This window comes from Pseudomonas sp. Q1 (genome assembly GCF_009935975.1).
Lineage (GTDB): Bacteria > Pseudomonadota > Gammaproteobacteria > Pseudomonadales > Pseudomonadaceae > Aquipseudomonas > Aquipseudomonas palleroniana.
Genome location: NZ_QODI01000004.1, coordinates 339,543 through 360,150, shown reverse-complemented (window position 1 = coordinate 360,150; position 20,608 = coordinate 339,543). Strand labels below are relative to the sequence as shown.

Here is a 20,608-nt window from a genome sequence, read left to right as displayed (position 1 = left end):
GTCAAGATTAAATTCCGAAACCCCATTTGCGAAAGCAGATGGGGTTTTGTTTTGGGCGATCGAAAATGCGTAGGGGCCGATGAAGGCTAGAGTTCGGCCATTTCTATGCAATGGCTTTGCGCATGGCTATCATGCGTGCCTCATCGTGAGGCGATATGTGCATGTTGACGTTGTTAGAACTTCTAAAAGATGGCCGATTTCATTCTGGTGAGGCTCTGGGGGCCGCTCTGGGCGTAAGCCGCAGCGCTGTTTGGAAACAGCTTCAACATCTTGAGGCTGAGTTGAATCTGCCCATCCATAAAGTCCGGGGCAGGGGCTATCAACTCGCGTCTCCGCTGGCGTTCCTGAATGCCGAGGAAATTGCGGCGAATTCGGGCTCCACTGTATGGCCTGTCTACATTTCCGACTCTGTTGATTCCACTAATGCTGAAGCTTTGCGTCTTGTTGACGCCGGCAGCGCTGCGCCGTTCCTGGTGCTGGCCGAGCAGCAAACCGCAGGGCGCGGTAGGCGTGGTCGTAAATGGGTCAGTCCATACGCGCAGAATCTGTATTACAGCCTCGTGTTGCGCATTGAGGGCGGGCTGCGGCAGTTGGAGGGCCTCAGTCTGGTTGTGGGGTTGGCGGTCATGCAGGCCCTGCGTGAGGCGGGTGTGCAGCGTGCGGCCTTGAAATGGCCAAACGATGTTTTGGTTGAAGACAAAAAGATTGCCGGTATTTTGCTTGAGTTGGTGGGGGATCCTGCTGACATTTGTCACGTTGTGCTCGGTATCGGTATTAATGTGAATATGCAGAAGGCGGCTGATGTTGATCAGCAATGGACGTCGGTTCAGTTGGAGACTGGGTCTTCGGTCGATCGCAACCATTTGGTTGCAAGGTTGGGTTTGCAGTTGCAGGGCTATCTGGACCGACATAAAAGCCTTGGCTTCTCTGCTCTCCAGGAGGAATGGGAGCAAAATCATTTGTGGCAGGGTAGGGCTGTGTCTCTCATAGCGGGCGTCAACCAAATTGATGGGGTGGTGCTAGGTATCGATCGCCAGGGTGCATTGCGCCTGAGTGTTGATGGTGTCGAGAAAACATACAGCGGTGGTGAGTTAAGCCTGAGGTTGCGTGATGATTCTTGAGCTCGACTGTGGGAATAGCTTCATCAAGTGGCGTGTACTTGGGCCGGATAAAGCGGGAGTCTTGGCTGAGGGGGTGGTTGGCTCGGACGCTTCATTGGTTGAAAGTCTGCTCTCACTTCCAGATCTGTCGCTAACGCGGTGCCGACTAGTGAGCGTTCGAGCTGTCGAGGAGACCGATAAGCTGGTGGAGGTGTTGGAGCGGGTGTTTGGCGTCAGCGTGTCGTGTGCGGCTTCTGCGCGGGAAATGGCGGGGGTGCGTAACGGCTATGAAGAGTTTGAACGACTGGGGCTTGATCGTTGGTTGGCAATGCTTGGGGCATTCAAGTTGGGCTCAAGTGCTTGCCTGGTACTTGATTTCGGCACCGCAGCGACTGCGGACTTTATTGCGGCCGATGGTGAGCACCTGGGGGGCTTCATCTGCCCGGGCATGCCCCTTATGCGCAGTCAATTGCGCACGCATACGCGAAAGATTCGATACGACGATACCGCTGCTGAGCAGGCGCTGGAGCAGCTCTCTCCCGGTCGTACTACCGTGGAAGCGGTTGAGCGAGGTTGTACGCTGATGTTAAGGGGGTTTGTGCTGACTCAGCTTGAGCTTGCCCGAAGTTATTGGGGGGATGAGTTCTCGGTGTTCCTCACAGGGGGGGATGCGGACTTGGTTGCGGAAGTCGTTCCGCAGGGGCGGCTCGTTCCTGATCTGGTTTTCGTCGGCCTGGCTATGGCGTGCCCTTTGTCCTGAGGTGTTTATGCGTTGGCTGTTTTTGCTTTTGCTTGTGCTCAATGTCTTCTACTACGTCTGGCATCAGCAAGAGGCTCCGTTGCGTGCGAAAGATGTCACTCCATTGAGTCTTTATAAGGGGTCTCAGCAAGACATTCGTCTGCTGAGTGAGTCTTCCGATGGCGTTGCCCGCCGTGATCGAGCCAAGGCTCCAGAAGCTCAGAATACCTGCTTATACGTGGGTGGGTTCTCAGATATGCGGCAGGCGCAGTTGCTTGAGCAGCGCCTCATGAGCTTGGATATAAAGGCCAAGATCCAAACCTTGAACGTTCCTGATGCTTTCGGTTACTGGCTTCGCGTGTCTCCGGAAAGCAGGCGTCTGGCTGATGATCTGCCGTTTGAAAACCTTGCTAAGGAATTCAATGAGTTAAAACATAAAATAATGTTGTGCGAAGGCGTTGCAAGTCTCGAATAGTTTGCATAGAATGGCGCCCGCTTCGCAGTGAAGACCTTTACGGTCTACAGTGTGAAGCGAAGGTCAACGCAGCTAACCTCATATTTTTAAATGAGAAAATGCTTGACAGAAGGTCGGCGTAATGTAAAATGCCGGCTCGCTTAGGAGGGGTTCCCGAGCGGCCAAAGGGATCAGACTGTAAATCTGACGTCTACGACTTCGAAGGTTCGAATCCTTCCCCCTCCACCATTTTTAGCGTGAGCTGCAAGCTCCGCGGGTATAGTTTAGTGGTAGAACCTCAGCCTTCCAAGCTGATGATGCGGGTTCGATTCCCGCTACCCGCTCCAAGTTTGCAGGTTGTGCAAGGTGTTTCGCTCTTGTAGCTCAGTTGGTAGAGCACACCCTTGGTAAGGGTGAGGTCAGCGGTTCAAATCCGCTCAAGAGCTCCATATAACAAGGCAGATATGAAAATATCTGCCTTTGTTTTAACAGCTTATCTCGGCTTGATTGCGTTGTTTCTGGCTTGGTTGTCAGGGTGTTTTCAAGTCTCTTGGGGTTGGTTGTTGTAAAGTCTTTTTCAGGTCTGCATAATGGTCGGCCTGATTTTGTTTTAGGTCAGTAGCTCAATTGGCAGAGCGACGGTCTCCAAAACCGTAGGTTGGGGGTTCGATTCCCTCCTGACCTGCCAGATTCACGTGGTGTGTCTGGCTTTCTTTTCACAGGATCTTCATAGATGACTCCTAAGGCTGAAGCTCAAAGCTCTCGTTTCGATCTGGTCAAGTGGCTCGCTGTAGTCGCTTTGGTGGTCGTAGGCGTTGTTGGCAATCAGTACTATTCTGCTTCGCCGATCCTGTACCGTGTACTTGCTTTGCTTGCTCTTGCTGCTGTAGCTGCCTTTGTAGGCCTGCAGACTGCCAAAGGCAAGTCTTTCGCAGTCCTGGTAAAGGAAGCGCGCACCGAAATTCGTAAAGTCGTTTGGCCGACTCGCCAAGAAACCACGCAGACCACGTTGATCGTTGTGGCTGTTGTTCTGGTTATGGCGTTGCTGTTGTGGGGGCTTGATTCCCTGCTCGGCTGGCTTGTTTCCTTGATTGTTGGCTAAGGGTGTCCCGTGGCTAAGCGTTGGTACGTTGTGCATGCTTACTCGGGTTACGAGAAGCATGTTATGCGCTCTTTGCTGGAGCGCGTAAAGCTTGCAGGCATGGAAGATGGCTTCGGCGAGATTCTGGTTCCCACTGAAGAAGTGGTTGAAATGCGGAATGGCCAGAAGCGTAAGAGCGAACGCAAGTTCTTCCCTGGCTATGTGCTGGTTCAGATGGACATGAATGAAGGTACTTGGCACTTGGTCAAGGATACTCCTCGTGTCATGGGCTTCATTGGCGGTACTGCTGATAAGCCTGCTCCTATCACTGACAAAGAGGCGGAAGCGATTCTGCGTCGTGTTGCTGATGGTAGTGACAAGCCTAAGCCGAAGACTCTCTTCGAGCCGGGTGAGGTTGTTCGTGTCACAGACGGTCCGTTTGTTGATTTCAACGGTACGGTCGAAGAAGTTAACTACGAGAAGAGCCGGATCCAAGTGGCAGTGCTCATTTTCGGTCGCTCTACTCCGGTAGAGCTGGAGTTCAGCCAGGTCGAGAAGGTCTAGCTGAGCAAGCATCCCAACCCCGCAGCCTTAGGCTGTGGGGTTTTGTCGTCACTGGGATAAACGCGCAAGTAACCGGGGAGCCTTTCGAGGCGTTTGAACCCGTAATTGGAGTGCCTCATGGCCAAGAAGATTACCGCTTACATCAAGCTGCAAGTGAAGGCCGCTCAGGCCAACCCTAGCCCACCCGTCGGTCCAGCTCTGGGTCAGCACGGCGTGAACATCATGGAATTCTGCAAGGCCTTCAACGCCCGTACTCAGGGTCTTGAGCCAGGTCTGCCGACTCCAGTGATCATCACTGTATACAGCGACCGTAGCTTCACTTTCGAAACCAAGTCGACCCCGGCTTCGGTTCTGTTGAAGAAAGCTGCTGGTCTGACTAGCGGTTCCGCTCGTCCTAACACCGTTAAAGTCGGCACTGTTACTCGTGCTCAGCTGGAAGAAATCGCGAAAACCAAAAACGCGGATCTGACTGCAGCTGATATGGATGCAGCCGTGCGTACCATCGCCGGTTCTGCTCGTAGCATGGGCCTTAACGTGGAGGGTGTGTAATGGCTAAGCTGACCAAGCGCCAAAAGGCTATCGCCGGCAAAATCGAAGCAGGCAAGGCCTACAGCTTTGTAGACGCCGCTGCCCTGCTGACCGAGCTGTCGACTGTCAAGTTCAGCGAGTCTGTTGACGTTGCTGTAAACCTGGGTGTTGACCCGCGTAAATCCGACCAGGTCGTTCGTAGCGCAACTGTGCTGCCACACGGTACTGGCAAGACTGTACGTGTTGCTGTGTTCACCCAGGGTCCGGCAGCTGAAGCTGCTCTGGCCGCTGGCGCTGATCGCGTTGGCATGGACGACCTGGCTGCCGAAATGAAAGGCGGCGACCTGAACTATGACGTAGTTATTGCTTCCCCGGATGCAATGCGCGTTGTAGGTCAGTTGGGTCAGATCCTCGGTCCACGCGGCCTGATGCCTAACCCTAAGGTTGGTACCGTAACTCCAGACGTAGCCACCGCGGTTAAAAACGCCAAGGCTGGTCAGGTTCGTTATCGCACCGACAAAAACGGCATCATTCACACCTCCGTTGGCAAAGTCGGCTTTGATGCCGTCAAGCTGAAGGAAAACGTTGAAGCCCTGATCGCTGATCTGAAGCGTATCAAGCCGGCTTCCTCGAAAGGTATCTACGTTAAGCGCGTAACCCTGAGCACCACTATGGGCCCAGGTCTGGTCATCGACCAAGGCTCGCTGGACGTATAAGACACAGATTGGCGCAGGAGACTGCGTCAATTGAAAAAATTGGGGTCCCTGCCTGGCGGGGGCTATCCAAGACCGTAGGCGGCGCAAGTCTTAAACCACAAGCCTACGCAGATGGTGCTCCCGGTTCCTTACCGAATCAGACACCAAAACGACATCCGGCTTCGGCCAGATGAAACGGTAACAAGCAGGAGTTAAACCCGTGGCAATTAATCTCGAAGACAAGAAGGCCATCGTCGCTGAAGTCAACGAGGCTGCCAAAGCTGCTCTGTCCGCTGTCGTGGCTGATGCCCGTGGTGTGACAGTAGGCGCTATGACCGGACTCCGTAAAGAGGCTCGTGAAGCTGGCGTATACGTACGTGTTGTACGTAACACCCTGCTCAAGCGCGCTGTTGCTGACACTGAATACAGTGTTCTCAACGACGTGTTCACCGGCCCGACTCTGATCGCTTTCTCCAAAGAGCATCCAGGCGCTGCTGCCCGTTTGTTCAAAGAGTTTGCCAAGAGTCAGGATAAGTTCGAGATCAAGGCAGCTGCGTTCGAGGGCAAGTTCCTCGCAGCTAACCAAATCGACGTACTGGCAACACTGCCGACCCGCGACGAAGCCATTTCGCAGCTGATGAGCGTGATTCAAGGCGCTACCAGCAAGCTGGCTCGTACTCTGGCTGCAGTTCGCGAGCAAAAAGAAGCTGCCGCAGCCTAAGGCTGAGCGACTTCTCTCGCGTATTTTTGTTTATTTCGATGGCCGCGTAGGCCGTCCCCCAATTCAGGAAATACAGTAATGTCTATCTCCCAAGAAGATATCCTCAACGCCGTAGCTGAAATGTCGGTTCTGCAGGTTGTTGAGCTGATCAAAGCTTTCGAAGAAAAATTCGGCGTTTCCGCTGCTGCTGCTTCCGCCGGCCCAGCCGCTGTTGCTGCTGTTGCTGAAGAGCAAACCGAATTCAACGTCATGCTGACCGAAGCTGGCGAGAAGAAAGTAAACGTGATCAAGGCAGTACGTGAACTGACCGGTCTGGGCCTGAAAGAAGCCAAGGCTGTAGTTGACGGCGCTCCTGCCATGGTTCTGGAAGCTGTTGCCAAAGACGCAGCTGACAAAGCCAAAGCAGTACTGGAAGAAGCAGGCGCTAAAGTCGAGCTGAAGTAAGCATCGACCTTGCGTCTCCAGCCCAAGCGTTAAGCTGAAGGCTGATGGCTGGTGGCTCTTGCCACCGGCCTTTTTCCGTTCTTGGCTGTCGACTCGGTCGCCGCCATTAACGCGCTGTAGCCACCCGATGCGGTGGTGCAAACCATGGGGTTTGCAAGATTTTCTGGCTGCTCCCGTCGGAGGGGCCAAACAAGCAGGTGACCAAGCTGGGGAACGCTGATGGCTTACTCATATACTGAGAAAAAACGTATCCGCAAGGACTTTAGCAAGTTGCCGGACGTCATGGATGTCCCGTACCTTCTGGCTATCCAGCTGGATTCGTATCGTGAATTCTTGCAGGCGGGAGCGACCAAAGATCAGTTCCGCGACGTGGGCCTGCATGCGGCCTTCAAATCCGTTTTCCCGATCATCAGCTACTCCGGCAATGCTGCGCTGGAGTACGTCGGTTATCGCCTGGGCGAACCGGCATTTGATGTCAAAGAATGCGTGTTGCGCGGTGTTACGTACGCCGTACCGTTGCGGGTAAAAGTCCGCCTGATCATTTTCGATAAAGAATCGTCGAACAAAGCGATCAAGGACATCAAAGAGCAAGAAGTCTACATGGGCGAAATCCCATTGATGACTGAAAACGGTACCTTCGTAATCAACGGTACCGAGCGTGTAATCGTTTCCCAGCTGCACCGTTCCCCGGGCGTGTTCTTTGACCACGACCGCGGCAAGACGCACAGCTCCGGTAAGCTCCTGTACTCCGCGCGGATCATTCCGTACCGCGGTTCGTGGTTGGACTTCGAGTTCGACCCGAAAGACTGCGTGTTCGTGCGTATCGACCGTCGTCGCAAGCTGCCGGCCTCGGTACTGCTGCGCGCACTCGGTTATACCACTGAGCAAGTGCTGGATGCCTTCTACACCACCAACGTATTCAGCCTGAAGGGTGAAACCCTCAGCCTGGAATTGGTGCCTTCGCGCCTGCGTGGTGAAATTGCCGTTCTGGATATCCAGGACGAGAAGGGCAAGGTTATTGTTGAGGCTGGTCGCCGTATCACTGCGCGCCACATCAACCAGATCGAAAAAGCCGGTATCAAAGAGCTGGAAGTGCCTCTGGACTACGTTCTGGGTCGCACCACCGCCAAGGTCATCGTTCACCCGGCTACAGGCGAAATCCTGGCTGAGTGCAACACCGAGCTGAACACCGAGATCCTGGCCAAGATCGCCAAGGCTCAGGTTGTTCGCATCGAGACTCTGTACACCAACGATATCGACTGCGGTCCGTTCATCTCCGATACTCTGAAGATCGACTCCACCAGCAACCAATTGGAAGCGCTGGTCGAGATCTATCGCATGATGCGTCCTGGTGAGCCACCGACCAAAGACGCTGCCGAAACCCTGTTCAATAACCTGTTCTTCAGCCCTGAGCGCTATGACCTGTCTGCGGTCGGCCGGATGAAGTTCAACCGTCGTATCGGTCGTACCGAGATCGAAGGTTCGGGCGTACTGTGCAAGGAAGACATTGTTGCGGTCCTGAAGACCCTGGTCGACATCCGTAACGGCAAAGGCATCGTCGACGACATCGACCACTTGGGTAACCGTCGCGTTCGCTGCGTCGGCGAAATGGCCGAGAACCAGTTCCGCGTTGGCCTGGTGCGTGTTGAGCGTGCGGTCAAAGAGCGTCTGTCGATGGCTGAAAGCGAAGGCCTGATGCCGCAAGACCTGATCAACGCCAAGCCAGTGGCTGCGGCGGTGAAAGAGTTCTTCGGTTCCAGCCAGCTCTCGCAGTTCATGGACCAGAACAACCCGCTCTCCGAGATCACCCACAAGCGCCGTGTATCCGCACTGGGCCCAGGTGGTCTGACCCGTGAGCGTGCAGGCTTTGAGGTTCGTGACGTACACCCGACGCACTACGGTCGTGTTTGCCCGATCGAAACGCCGGAAGGTCCGAACATCGGTCTGATCAACTCCTTGGCTGCGTACGCGCGCACCAACCAGTACGGCTTCCTCGAGAGCCCGTACCGTGTGGTTAAGGACGCTCTGGTCACCGACGAAATCGTTTTCCTGTCCGCCATCGAAGAAGCTGATCACGTGATCGCTCAGGCCTCGGCCACGATGAGTGACAAGAAAGTCCTGATCGATGAGCTGGTAGCTGTTCGTCACTTGAACGAGTTCACCGTCAAGGCGCCGGAAGACGTCACCTTGATGGACGTTTCGCCGAAGCAGGTAGTTTCGGTTGCAGCGTCGTTGATCCCGTTCCTGGAGCACGACGACGCCAACCGTGCGTTGATGGGTTCCAACATGCAGCGTCAAGCTGTACCCACCCTGCGTGCTGACAAGCCGCTGGTAGGTACCGGCATGGAGCGTAACGTAGCGCGTGACTCCGGCGTTTGCGTCGTGGCTCGTCGTGGTGGCGTGATCGACTCCGTTGATGCCAGCCGTATCGTGGTTCGTGTTGCTGATGACGAAGTTGAAACCGGCGAAGCTGGTGTCGACATCTACAACCTGACCAAATACACCCGTTCGAACCAGAACACCTGCATCAACCAGCGTCCGCTGGTGAGCAAAGGTGATCGCGTTCAGCGTAGCGACATCATGGCTGACGGCCCGTCCACCGACATGGGTGAGCTGGCTCTGGGTCAGAACATGCGTATCGCGTTCATGGCGTGGAACGGCTTCAACTTCGAAGACTCCATCTGCCTGTCCGAGCGTGTTGTTCAAGAAGACCGCTTCACCACGATCCACATTCAGGAACTGACCTGTGTGGCTCGTGACACCAAGCTTGGGCCAGAAGAGATCACTGCGGACATCCCGAACGTGGGTGAAGCTGCACTGAACAAGCTGGACGAAGCCGGTATCGTTTACGTAGGTGCTGAAGTTGGCGCAGGCGACATCCTGGTTGGTAAGGTCACTCCGAAAGGCGAGACTCAACTGACTCCGGAAGAGAAGCTGCTGCGTGCCATCTTCGGTGAAAAAGCCAGCGACGTTAAAGACACCTCCCTGCGTGTGCCTACCGGCACCAAAGGTACTGTCATCGACGTACAAGTCTTCACCCGTGACGGTGTTGAGCGTGATGCTCGTGCACTGTCCATCGAGAAGACTCAACTCGACGAGATCCGTAAGGACCTTAACGAAGAGTTCCGCATCGTTGAAGGCGCGACCTTCGAACGTCTGCGTTCCGCTCTGGTAGGTCACAAGGCCGAAGGTGGCGCAGGTCTGAAGAAAGGTCAGGACATCACCGATGAAGTTCTCGACGGTCTTGAGCACGGCCAGTGGTTCAAACTGCGCATGGCTGAAGATGCTCTGAACGAGCAGCTCGAGAAGGCTCAGGCCTACATCGTTGATCGTCGCCGTCTGCTGGACGACAAGTTCGAAGACAAGAAGCGCAAACTGCAGCAGGGCGATGACCTGGCTCCAGGCGTGCTGAAAATCGTCAAGGTTTACCTGGCAATCCGTCGCCGCATCCAGCCGGGCGACAAGATGGCTGGTCGTCACGGTAACAAGGGTGTGGTCTCTGTGATCATGCCGGTTGAAGACATGCCGCACGATGCCAATGGCACCCCGGTCGACGTCGTCCTCAACCCGTTGGGCGTACCTTCGCGTATGAACGTTGGTCAGATCCTCGAAACCCACCTGGGCCTCGCGGCCAAAGGTCTGGGCGAGAAGATCAATCGTATGATCGAAGAGCAACGCAAGGTCGCTGACCTGCGTAAGTTCCTGCACGAGATCTACAACGAGATCGGCGGTCGCAACGAAGAGCTGGACACCTTCTCCGACCAGGAAATCCTGGACCTGGCGAAGAACCTGCGCGGCGGCGTTCCAATGGCTACCCCGGTGTTCGACGGTGCCAAGGAAAGCGAAATCAAGGCCATGCTGAAACTGGCAGACCTGCCAGAAAGCGGCCAGATGCAGCTGTTCGACGGTCGTACCGGCAACAAGTTCGAGCGCCCGGTTACTGTTGGCTACATGTACATGCTGAAGCTGAACCACTTGGTAGACGACAAGATGCACGCTCGTTCTACCGGTTCGTACAGCCTGGTTACCCAGCAGCCGCTGGGTGGTAAGGCTCAGTTCGGTGGTCAGCGTTTCGGGGAGATGGAGGTCTGGGCACTGGAAGCATACGGTGCTGCTTACACTCTGCAAGAAATGCTCACAGTGAAGTCGGACGATGTGAACGGTCGGACCAAGATGTACAAAAACATCGTGGACGGCGATCACCGTATGGAGCCGGGCATGCCCGAGTCCTTCAACGTGTTGATCAAAGAAATTCGTTCCCTCGGCATCGATATCGATCTGGAAACCGAATAACACGTGACGCGAATCGAGAGCGGGGCTGTTTAGCCCGCTCTCTGCTCCGCCAGGAGGAAAGGCCTTGAAAGACCTACTGAATTTGCTGAAAAACCAGGGTCAAGTCGAAGAGTTCGACGCCATCCGTATTGGATTGGCATCGCCTGAGATGATCCGTTCGTGGTCGTTCGGTGAAGTTAAAAAACCGGAAACCATCAACTACCGTACGTTCAAACCTGAGCGTGACGGCCTGTTCTGCGCCAAGATCTTTGGCCCGGTAAAGGATTACGAGTGCCTGTGCGGTAAGTACAAGCGCTTGAAGCACCGTGGTGTGATCTGCGAGAAGTGCGGCGTTGAAGTTGCGCTGGCCAAAGTTCGTCGTGAGCGCATGGCGCACATCGAACTGGCTTCGCCGGTTGCCCACATCTGGTTCCTGAAATCGCTGCCGTCCCGTATCGGCTTGCTGATGGACATGACCCTGCGTGATATCGAGCGCGTTCTCTACTTCGAGAGCTATGTCGTTATCGACCCAGGCATGACCACCCTTGAAAAAGGTCAGCTGCTGAACGACGAGCAGTACTTCGAAGCGCTGGAAGAGTTCGGCGACGATTTCGATGCCCGCATGGGTGCCGAAGCTGTCCGCGAACTGCTGCACGCTATCGACCTGGAACACGAGATTGGTCGTCTGCGTGAAGAAATTCCGCAAACCAACTCTGAAACCAAGATCAAGAAGCTGTCCAAGCGTCTGAAGTTGATGGAAGCCTTCCAAGGCTCCGGTAACTTGCCAGAGTGGATGGTGCTGACCGTTCTGCCGGTTCTGCCGCCAGACCTGCGTCCGCTGGTACCGTTGGATGGTGGCCGTTTCGCAACGTCCGACCTCAACGACCTGTACCGCCGCGTGATCAACCGTAACAACCGCTTGAAGCGCCTGCTTGATCTGTCCGCTCCGGACATCATCGTGCGCAACGAAAAGCGTATGTTGCAGGAAGCTGTCGATGCCCTGCTCGACAACGGTCGTCGTGGCCGCGCTATCACCGGTTCCAACAAGCGTCCTCTGAAATCCTTGGCTGACATGATCAAGGGTAAGCAAGGTCGTTTCCGTCAGAACCTGCTCGGTAAGCGTGTTGACTACTCCGGTCGTTCGGTAATTACCGTAGGCCCGACCCTGCGTCTGCACCAGTGCGGTCTGCCTAAGAAGATGGCTCTCGAGCTGTTCAAGCCGTTCATCTTCGGCAAGCTGGAAATGCGCGGTCTCGCGACCACCATCAAAGCGGCCAAGAAAATGGTCGAGCGCGAACTGCCAGAGGTTTGGGACGTTCTCGCTGAAGTGATTCGCGAACACCCGGTTCTCCTCAACCGTGCACCGACCCTTCACCGTCTGGGTATCCAGGCGTTTGAACCGGTACTGATCGAAGGCAAGGCTATCCAGCTGCACCCTCTGGTCTGTGCTGCGTACAACGCCGACTTCGACGGCGACCAAATGGCCGTGCACGTACCGCTGACACTGGAAGCCCAGTTGGAAGCGCGTGCGTTGATGATGTCGACCAACAACATTCTGTCGCCAGCCAACGGTGAGCCAATCATCGTTCCGTCGCAGGACGTTGTATTGGGTCTGTACTACATGACTCGTGAAGCGATCAACGCCAAGGGCGAAGGTCGTGTGTTCGCTGACCTGCAAGAAGTTGACCGTGTGTTCCGTGCCGGCGAAGCCGCGCTGCATGCCAAGGTCAAAGTGCGGATCAACGAAACCGTCAACGACCGTGACGGCGGCAGCGTGACCAACACCCGTATCGTCGACACCACTGTCGGCCGTGCGCTGTTGTATCAAGTTGTGCCAAAAGGTCTGTCGTACGACGTCGTCAACCTGCCGATGAAGAAAAAGGCGATCTCCAAGCTGATCAACCAGTGCTACCGCGTGGTGGGTTTGAAAGAGACCGTTATCTTCGCTGACCAGTTGATGTACACCGGTTTTGCTTATTCGACCATTTCCGGCGTTTCCATCGGTGTTAACGACTTCGTTATCCCGGATGAAAAAGCCCGCATCATCGGTGCCGCCACCGACGAAGTGAAAGAAATCGAGAGCCAGTATGCGTCCGGCCTGGTAACCCAGGGCGAGAAGTACAATAAGGTAATCGACCTTTGGTCCAAGGCGAACGACGAAGTTTCCAAGGCGATGATGGCCAACCTCTCGAAAGAGAAAGTCATCGACCGTCACGGCGACGAAGTTGAGCAAGAGTCCTTCAACTCGATGTACATGATGGCCGACTCGGGTGCACGGGGTTCTGCTGCGCAGATCCGTCAGCTCGCCGGTATGCGTGGCCTGATGGCCAAGCCGGACGGTTCCATCATTGAAACGCCGATTACTGCGAACTTCCGTGAAGGTTTGAGCGTACTTCAGTACTTCATCTCCACTCACGGTGCTCGTAAAGGTCTGGCGGATACCGCGTTGAAAACGGCTAACTCCGGTTACCTGACTCGTCGTCTGGTAGACGTTGCACAAGATCTGGTTGTAACCGAGATCGATTGCGGCACCGAGCATGGCCTGCTGATGACTCCGCACATTGAAGGCGGTGACGTTGTAGAGCCGCTGGGTGAGCGCGTATTGGGTCGTGTTATTGCCCGTGACGTATTCAAGCCGGGTACCGAGGAAGTTATCGTTCCTGCCGGCACTCTGGTTGATGAGAAGTGGGTCGAGTTCATCGAACTCAACAGCATCGACGAAGTGATCGTTCGTTCGCCGATCAGCTGCGAAACCCGCTATGGCATTTGCGCCAAGTGCTACGGCCGCGACCTGGCTCGTGGTCACCAGGTGAACATTGGTGAGTCGGTTGGCGTAATCGCTGCCCAGTCCATCGGTGAGCCGGGTACCCAGTTGACGATGCGTACGTTCCACATCGGTGGTGCGGCAAGCCGGACCTCCGCAGCTGACAGCGTTCAGGTGAAAAATGGCGGTACCGTCCGTCTGCACAACCTGAAACACGTTGAGCGAGTGGATGGCCACCTGGTTGCCGTTTCCCGTTCCGGTGAGCTGGCAATCGCTGATGACTTCGGTCGTGAGCGTGAGCGCTACAAGCTGCCGTACGGTGCTGTGATTTCGGTTAAAGAAGGTGACAAGGTCGACGCTGGCGCAATCGTGGCCAAGTGGGACCCGCACACTCACCCGATCGTTACCGAAATGAAAGGTACCGTGACCTACGTGGGCATGGAAGAAGGCATCACGATCAAGCGTCAGACTGACGAATTGACCGGTATGACCAACATTGAAGTTCTCGATCCGAAAGATCGTCCAGCTGCCGGTAAAGACATCCGTCCTGCCGTCAAGATGGTTGATGACAACGGCAAGGATCTGTTGCTGCCAGGCACTGACGTAATCGCTCAGTACTTCCTGCCAGCCAACGCCCTGGTCGGTGTAGCGGATGGTGCGAAGATCGCGATCGGTGATGTTATCGCGCGTATCCCGCAAGAAACTTCGAAGACCCGTGACATCACCGGTGGTCTGCCGCGTGTTGCCGACTTGTTCGAAGCTCGTCGTCCGAAGGAAGCGTCGATTCTGGCTGAAGTCAGCGGCACCATCGCGTTCGGTAAAGAGACCAAGGGCAAGCGCCGTCTGGTCATTACCCCGAACGACGGTAGCGATCCGTATGAAGAGCTGATTCCGAAGTGGCGTCACCTGAACGTGTTCGAAGGCGAGCAGGTAAACCGCGGCGAAGTTATCTCCGACGGTCCGAGCGATCCACACGACATCCTGCGTCTGCTGGGTGTGAGTGCGCTCGCCAAGTACATCGTCAACGAGATCCAGGACGTTTACCGCCTGCAAGGCGTGAAGATCAACGATAAGCACATCGAGACCATCCTGCGTCAGATGCTGCGTAAAGTTGAGATCTCCGAGTCCGGCGATTCCAGCTTCATCAAGGGCGACCAGATGGAACTGACTCACGTACTGGTAGAGAACGAGAAGCTGGCAACCGAAGACAAGTTCGTCGCCAAGTTCACTCGCGTGCTGCTGGGTATCACCAAGGCGTCGTTGTCCACTGAGTCGTTCATCTCGGCGGCCTCCTTCCAGGAGACCACTCGCGTACTGACCGAAGCAGCGGTAACCGGCAAGCGCGATTACCTGCGCGGCCTGAAAGAAAACGTGGTCGTGGGTCGTCTGATCCCGGCGGGTACCGGTTTGGCATACCACAGCGAGCGTAAGCGTCGCCGTGATGCTGACAAGCCGCTGCGCGTTAGCGCCAGTGAAGTGGAAGCTGCACTGACCGAAGCGCTGAACTCTAGCGGTAACTGAGTTCTGCGATAAATAAGTCTGGGCCCTGGCAGCCCCCATTCGTCGGATCGAAGCATTTTTGCCCCGGTTCGATGGAAGGGGAGGTCGGGGCCTTGCCTTGACTGGGGGCAAGATCCTCTTTAGACTCTTGTACCCCTAAATTTGGCGGGAATGCGTTCCTGCCATTTTGCTTTTCTTGCAAGACAATAGCGTCGCAAGACAACAGTGGAGCTAGTAGATGGCAACTATCAACCAGCTGGTACGTCAGCCGCGTAAGCGTATCGTCGAGAAATCCGACGTACCTGCGCTGCAGAACTGCCCGCAACGTCGTGGCGTATGCACCCGTGTGTATACCACCACGCCGAAAAAACCTAACTCGGCACTGCGTAAAGTATGCCGTGTGCGTCTGACCAACGGTTTCGAGGTTTCCTCGTACATCGGTGGTGAAGGCCACAACCTGCAAGAGCACAGCGTGGTACTGATCCGCGGCGGTCGTGTAAAAGACTTGCCAGGTGTTCGTTACCACACCGTACGCGGCTCCTTGGATACTTCCGGCGTTAAAGGTCGTAACCAGGGTCGTTCGAAGTACGGTACCAAGAAGCCTAAGTAGTAGCGGCTTTTTGTAAAACTGAATCATCTTATTTTCTGAGTCGATAAGAGTAAGGTCGGAGGCGTCCCGAAAGGGCACCGATTCCGAGCGAACCTGAAGACCGTTTGAGGGCTTATCCATGCCAAGAAGACGCGTAGCAGCCAAGCGCGAAGTGCTTGACGATCCAAAATACGGAAGCCAAATTCTGGCCAAGTTCATGAACCACGTGATGGAAAGCGGCAAGAAAGCCGTTGCCGAGCGTATCGTTTATGGCGCGCTGGAAAAGGTTAAAGAACGCAAGAACAGCGACCCCCTGGAAATCTTCGAGAAAGCTCTCGACGCCATCGCTCCGCTGGTCGAAGTGAAGTCGCGCCGTGTAGGCGGTGCTACTTACCAGGTTCCGGTTGAAGTTCGTCCGTCCCGTCGTAACGCTCTGGCAATGCGCTGGTTGGTAGACTTCGCCCGTAAGCGCGGCGAGAAGTCTATGGCTCTGCGTTTGGCTGGCGAACTGTTGGACGCTGCCGAAGGTAAAGGTGCTGCTGTTAAGAAGCGTGAAGACGTGCACCGTATGGCTGAAGCTAACAAAGCTTTCTCGCACTACCGCTTCTAATTTTAGCTTCACTAATTTTGCGAGGGCTTTATGGCTCGTACTACTCCGATTAGCCGCTACCGTAACATCGGTATCGTCGCTCACGTGGATGCTGGTAAAACCACCACCACCGAGCGCGTACTGTTTTACACCGGCAAAAGTCACAAAATGGGCGAGGTGCATGATGGCGCCGCGACCACAGACTGGATGGTTCAGGAGCAGGAGCGTGGTATTACCATTACTTCTGCTGCCATTACCGCCTTCTGGAAAGGTTCCGAGAAGCAGTACAAAGACGAGCACCGCTTCAACGTAATCGATACCCCAGGCCACGTAGACTTCACTATTGAAGTTGAACGTTCCCTGCGCGTACTCGACGGCGCTGTCGTTGTGTTCTGCGGTACCTCGGGTGTTGAGCCTCAGTCGGAAACCGTATGGCGTCAGGCCAACAAATACGGCGTTCCACGTCTTGTTTACGTAAACAAGATGGACCGTGCTGGCGCCAACTTCCTGCGCGTGATCGGTCAGATCAAGCAGCGTTTGGGTCACACTCCGGTGCCAATCCAATTGGCTATCGGTTCCGAAGATAACTTCCAGGGTCAGATCGATCTGATCAACATGGAAGCTGTTTACTGGAATGACGCTGACAAAGGCATGGTTCCTGTTCGCAAGCCTATCCCTGCCGAGCTTCAAGAGCTGGCTGACGAGTGGCGCAACAACATGGTTGAGGCTGCTGCCGAAGCCAGCGAAGAGCTGATGAACAAGTACCTCGAAGGTGAAGAGCTCACCAACGCGGAAATCAAGGCCGCTCTGCGTCAGCGTACTATCGCTGGCGAAATCGTCCTGGCTGTTTGCGGTTCTTCCTTCAAGAACAAGGGTGTTCCCCTGGTTCTCGACGCCGTTATCGACTTCCTGCCTGCTCCAACCGACATTCCTGCTATCAAGGGTTCCAACCCTGATAACGAGGAAGAAGAGATGGAGCGTCATGCTGACGACAGCGAGCCGTTCTCGGCTCTGGCGTTCAAGATCGCTACCGACCCATTCGTGGGTACCTTGACCTTCGTCCGCGTTTACTCGGGCGTGTTGGCATCCGGCGACGGCGTGATCAACTCGGTTAAAGGCAAGAAAGAGCGCGTGGGTCGTATGGTGCAGATGCACGCAAACGCCCGTGAGGAGATCAAGGAAGTTCGCGCTGGTGACATCGCGGCCCTGATCGGCATGAAGGACGTCACCACTGGTGAGACTTTGTGCGACGCTGCCAAGCCAATCATCCTGGTTCGCATGGACTTCCCGGAGCCGGTTATTTCGGTTGCCGTAGAGCCTAAGACCAAGGATGACCAGGAAAAAATGGGTATCGCTCTGGGCAAGCTTGCTCAGGAAGATCCATCTTTCCGTGTCAAGACTGATGAAGAGACTGGTCAAACGATCATCTCCGGCATGGGCGAGCTGCACCTGGACATCCTGGTTGACCGGATGCGCCGTGAGTTCAACGTCGAAGCCAACATCGGTAAGCCTCAGGTTTCCTATCGTGAGCGCATCACGAAGAACTGTGAAATCGAAGGCAAGTTCGTTCGTCAGTCCGGCGGTCGTGGTCAGTTCGGTCACTGCTGGATCCGTTTTGCTCCTGCTGACGAAGGTCAGGAAGGTCTGCAATTCTTGAACGAAGTAGTGGGTGGTGTTGTTCCTAAGGAATACATCCCTGCTATCCAGAAGGGTATCGAAGAGCAGATGAAGAACGGTGTTGTTGCCGGCTATCCGCTGATCGGCCTGAAAGCAACCGTTTTTGACGGTTCTTACCACGACGTCGACTCCAACGAGATGGCGTTTAAGGTGGCTGCTTCCATGGCAACCAAGCAACTGGCCCAGAAGGGCGGTGGTGAGTTGCTTGAGCCAATCATGGCGGTAGAAGTTGTTACACCTGAAGACTATATGGGTGATGTCATGGGCGACCTTAACCGTCGTCGCGGCATGATCTTGGGTATGGAAGACACGGTTTCCGGCAAAGTGATTCGCGCCGAGGTTCCGTTGGGTGAGATGTTCGGTTATGCGACCGACGTTCGCTCCATGTCCCAGGGTCGCGCAAGCTACTCTATGGAATTCAAAAAATACAACACAGCTCCGGCGCACATCGCTGAAACTGTATCCAAAAAACAAGGCTGATTCAGTCCTTTAGGCAAGGAGTTAATTGTCGTGGCTAAAGAAAAATTTGATCGTTCCCTACCGCACGTAAACGTTGGCACCATCGGCCACGTTGACCACGGTAAAACCACTCTGACCGCTGCTCTGACTCGCGTCTGCTCCGAAGTTTTCGGTTCGGCCGTAGTTGAATTCGACAAGATCGACAGCGCACCAGAAGAAAAAGCTCGTGGTATCACCATCAACACCGCGCACGTTGAATACAACTCGCTGATCCGTCACTACGCTCACGTTGACTGCCCAGGTCACGCTGACTATGTGAAGAACATGATCACCGGTGCTGCCCAGATGGACGGCGCGATCCTGGTTTGCTCGGCCGCTGATGGTCCGATGCCACAGACCCGTGAGCACATCCTGCTGTCCCGTCAGGTAGGCGTTCCGTACATCGTGGTTTTCCTGAACAAGGCTGACCTGGTAGACGACGCTGAGCTGCTGGAACTGGTTGAGATGGAAGTGCGCGATCTGCTGAGCACTTACGACTTCCCAGGCGACGACACTCCGATCATCATCGGTTCTGCTCGTATGGCTCTGGAAGGCAAAGACGACAACGAAATGGGTACTACCGCTGTTAAGAAGCTGGTAGAAACTCTGGACAGCTACATCCCAGAGCCAGTTCGTCTGACCGACAAGCCGTTCCTGATGCCAATCGAAGACGTGTTCTCGATCTCTGGTCGCGGTACTGTTGTGACTGGTCGTATCGAGCGCGGTATCGTTCGCGTTCAAGATCCGCTGGAAATCGTTGGTCTGCGTGACACCACCACCACCACCTGCACCGGTGTTGAGATGTTCCGCAAACTGCTCGACGAAGGTCGTGCTGGCGAGAACTGCGGCGTTCTGCTGCGTGGCACCAAGCGTGACGACGTTGAGCGTGGTCAGGTTCTGGTTAAGCCAGGTTCGGTTAAGCCGCACACCAAGTTCACCGCAGAAGTTTACGTTCTGAGCAAGGAAGAAGGCGGTCGTCACACTCCGTTCTTCAAAGGCTACCGTCCACAGTTCTACTTCCGTACTACTGACGTGACTGGTAACTGCCAGCTGCCAGAAGGCGTTGAAATGGTAATGCCAGGCGATAACATCCAAATGGAAGTTACCCTGATCAAGACCATCGCAATGGAAGACGGTCTGCGCTTCGCTATTCGTGAAGGCGGCCGTACCGTTGGTGCTGGTGTTGTAGCTAAAATCATCGAGTAAGCATCTCTCCTGAGATGGCTTCGATGCTTTGAAAAGCCCCCGCTCAGCGGGGGCTTTTTTATTGGGTTGACACCTATCTGGGGCGTCTATAGAATTGCGCCTCCTTTTAACGGGTGCATTGCGCCCGGTGGGAATAGCAGCCGGAGTCTGAAATCCAATGCAAAATCAGCAAATCCGTATCAGGTTGAAGGCTTTTGACCATCGCCTGATCGACCAATCCACCCAGGAAATCGTGGAAACCGCGAAACGTACTGGTGCTCAAGTGCGTGGTCCAATTCCACTGCCTACCCGTAAAGAGCGGTTCACCGTTCTGGTCTCCCCGCACGTCAACAAAGACGCGCGTGACCAGTACGAGATCCGTACTCATAAGCGCGTACTGGACATCGTCCAGCCAACGGATAAAACCGTTGATGCACTTATGAAGCTCGATCTGGCGGCCGGTGTGGAAGTACAGATCAGCCTCGGCTAAGACTTGGGTCTTAGTCGTGTAACGCTCTGAAATGGGCGGCCATAGCGGGTGAAAGCCCCGTACACTCATGAGGTTTACAACATGACTATTGGTGTAGTCGGTCGTAAATGCGGTATGACCCGTATTTTCACCGAAGAAGGTGTCTCCATTCCGGTCACGGTCATTGAGATCGAGCCGAATCGCGTCACCCAGTTCAAAACTGAAGAAACCGATGGCTATCGTGCAGTGCAAGTCACTGTCGGCGAGCGTCGTGCTTCGCGCGTGACTGCTGCTCAAGCAGGTCACTTCGCTAAAGCAAACGTTGCAGCTGGTCGTACTGTCATGGAGTTCCGTCTCGAAGACGGCGACTACCAGGCTGGCGATCTGATCAACGCTGAAATCTTCGCCGCTGGTCAACTGGTTGATGTAACCGGTCAGTCCAAGGGTAAAGGCTTCCAGGGTACGATCAAGCGTTGGAATTTCCGTGGCCAAGACAACACTCACGGTAACTCCGTTTCCCACCGCGTCCCGGGCTCTATTGGCCAGTGCCAGACTCCTGGTCGTGTATTCAAGGGCAAGAAAATGTCCGGTCATATGGGCGCTGAGCGCGTGACCGTGCAGTCCCTCGAAGTAGTGCGCGTCGACGCTGAACGCAATCTGTTGTTGGTCAAGGGTGCTGTTCCTGGCGCTACTGGCGGCAACCTGGTTGTACGTCCAGCGGCCAAGGCTCGCGGTTAAG

General features: G+C 55.1%; 17 protein-coding genes and 4 tRNA genes. All 21 read left to right on the top strand.

Annotation, left to right across the window (positions count from 1 at the left end):
* The first annotated feature begins 161 nt into the window (after nt 1–161).
* The 21 genes from birA to rplC all read left to right on the top strand — a co-directional run bounded on the left by birA (nt 162) and on the right by rplC (nt 20,607).
* Nucleotides 162–1,121 carry a bifunctional biotin--[acetyl-CoA-carboxylase] ligase/biotin operon repressor BirA gene (gene birA / locus DK870_RS09110; RefSeq protein WP_161548484.1) on the top strand — a complete coding sequence of 320 codons (960 nt, stop codon included), beginning with the start codon at nt 162–164 and terminating at the stop codon, nt 1,119–1,121.
* Nucleotides 1,111–1,860, top strand: a complete 750-nt coding sequence (locus tag DK870_RS09105; protein ID WP_161548483.1) for a pantothenate kinase — start codon at nt 1,111–1,113, stop codon at nt 1,858–1,860. The genes birA and DK870_RS09105 overlap by 11 nt, the downstream gene beginning before the upstream one ends.
* 7 nt (nt 1,861–1,867) lie before the next feature.
* Complete coding sequence (locus DK870_RS09100; RefSeq protein ID WP_060755291.1) at nt 1,868–2,314, top strand: hypothetical protein; 447 nt, start codon at nt 1,868–1,870, stop codon at nt 2,312–2,314.
* A 143-nt stretch (nt 2,315–2,457) separates the two neighbouring features.
* A tRNA-Tyr gene (locus DK870_RS09095) sits at nt 2,458–2,542 on the top strand.
* Between the two features lie 24 nt (nt 2,543–2,566).
* A tRNA-Gly gene (locus tag DK870_RS09090) sits at nt 2,567–2,640 on the top strand.
* 26 nt (nt 2,641–2,666) lie between these two features.
* A tRNA-Thr gene (locus DK870_RS09085) sits at nt 2,667–2,742 on the top strand.
* Between the two features lie 163 nt (nt 2,743–2,905).
* Nucleotides 2,906–2,981, top strand: a tRNA-Trp gene (locus DK870_RS09080).
* A 45-nt stretch (nt 2,982–3,026) separates the two neighbouring features.
* Entirely contained in the window at nt 3,027–3,395 is a 369-nt protein-coding gene (gene secE / locus DK870_RS09075; RefSeq protein WP_003194658.1) for a preprotein translocase subunit SecE, read from the top strand.
* Nucleotides 3,396–3,404: 9 nt separating this feature from the next.
* Nucleotides 3,405–3,938, top strand: coding sequence for a transcription termination/antitermination protein NusG (nusG, locus tag DK870_RS09070; RefSeq protein ID WP_161548482.1), 534 nt, complete (start codon nt 3,405–3,407; stop codon nt 3,936–3,938).
* Nucleotides 3,939–4,055: 117 nt separating this feature from the next.
* Complete coding sequence (rplK, locus tag DK870_RS09065; protein ID WP_003176435.1) at nt 4,056–4,487, top strand: 50S ribosomal protein L11; 432 nt, start codon at nt 4,056–4,058, stop codon at nt 4,485–4,487.
* Nucleotides 4,487–5,182, top strand: coding sequence for a 50S ribosomal protein L1 (gene rplA, locus DK870_RS09060; protein ID WP_032884532.1), 696 nt, complete (start codon nt 4,487–4,489; stop codon nt 5,180–5,182). Before rplK ends, rplA begins: the two co-directional genes overlap by 1 nt.
* Nucleotides 5,183–5,381: 199 nt before the next feature.
* Nucleotides 5,382–5,882, top strand: a complete 501-nt coding sequence (gene rplJ, locus DK870_RS09055) for a 50S ribosomal protein L10 (RefSeq protein WP_016969477.1) — start codon at nt 5,382–5,384, stop codon at nt 5,880–5,882.
* A gap of 78 nt (nt 5,883–5,960) precedes the next feature.
* Nucleotides 5,961–6,326: a 50S ribosomal protein L7/L12 gene (gene rplL / locus DK870_RS09050; RefSeq protein WP_060755290.1), complete on the top strand. Its 366-nt coding sequence runs from the start codon at nt 5,961–5,963 to the stop codon at nt 6,324–6,326.
* Between the two features lie 219 nt (nt 6,327–6,545).
* Nucleotides 6,546–10,619 (top strand): DNA-directed RNA polymerase subunit beta, encoded by a 4,074-nt coding sequence (gene rpoB / locus DK870_RS09045; protein WP_060755289.1) that lies wholly within the window; start codon nt 6,546–6,548, stop codon nt 10,617–10,619.
* A gap of 64 nt (nt 10,620–10,683) precedes the next feature.
* Nucleotides 10,684–14,883 carry a DNA-directed RNA polymerase subunit beta' gene (gene rpoC, locus DK870_RS09040; protein WP_060755288.1) on the top strand — a complete coding sequence of 1,400 codons (4,200 nt, stop codon included), beginning with the start codon at nt 10,684–10,686 and terminating at the stop codon, nt 14,881–14,883.
* A gap of 217 nt (nt 14,884–15,100) precedes the next feature.
* Nucleotides 15,101–15,472: a 30S ribosomal protein S12 gene (gene rpsL / locus DK870_RS09035; protein WP_002555494.1), complete on the top strand. Its 372-nt coding sequence runs from the start codon at nt 15,101–15,103 to the stop codon at nt 15,470–15,472.
* 118 nt (nt 15,473–15,590) lie between these two features.
* The gene (gene rpsG / locus DK870_RS09030; RefSeq protein ID WP_002555493.1) at nt 15,591–16,061 is read left to right on the top strand and encodes a 30S ribosomal protein S7; all 471 of its coding nucleotides are present in this window, start codon (nt 15,591–15,593) and stop codon (nt 16,059–16,061) included.
* A gap of 30 nt (nt 16,062–16,091) precedes the next feature.
* Entirely contained in the window at nt 16,092–18,197 is a 2,106-nt protein-coding gene (gene fusA / locus DK870_RS09025; RefSeq protein ID WP_060755287.1) for an elongation factor G, read from the top strand.
* A 30-nt stretch (nt 18,198–18,227) separates the two neighbouring features.
* On the top strand, nt 18,228–19,421 hold the full coding sequence (tuf, locus tag DK870_RS09020; RefSeq protein WP_060755286.1) for an elongation factor Tu: 1,194 nt from the start codon (nt 18,228–18,230) through the stop codon (nt 19,419–19,421).
* 157 nt (nt 19,422–19,578) lie between these two features.
* On the top strand, nt 19,579–19,890 hold the full coding sequence (gene rpsJ / locus DK870_RS09015; RefSeq protein WP_003186070.1) for a 30S ribosomal protein S10: 312 nt from the start codon (nt 19,579–19,581) through the stop codon (nt 19,888–19,890).
* A gap of 81 nt (nt 19,891–19,971) precedes the next feature.
* Complete coding sequence (rplC, locus tag DK870_RS09010) at nt 19,972–20,607, top strand: 50S ribosomal protein L3 (protein ID WP_003194649.1); 636 nt, start codon at nt 19,972–19,974, stop codon at nt 20,605–20,607.
* Nucleotide 20,608 lies beyond the last annotated feature (1 nt).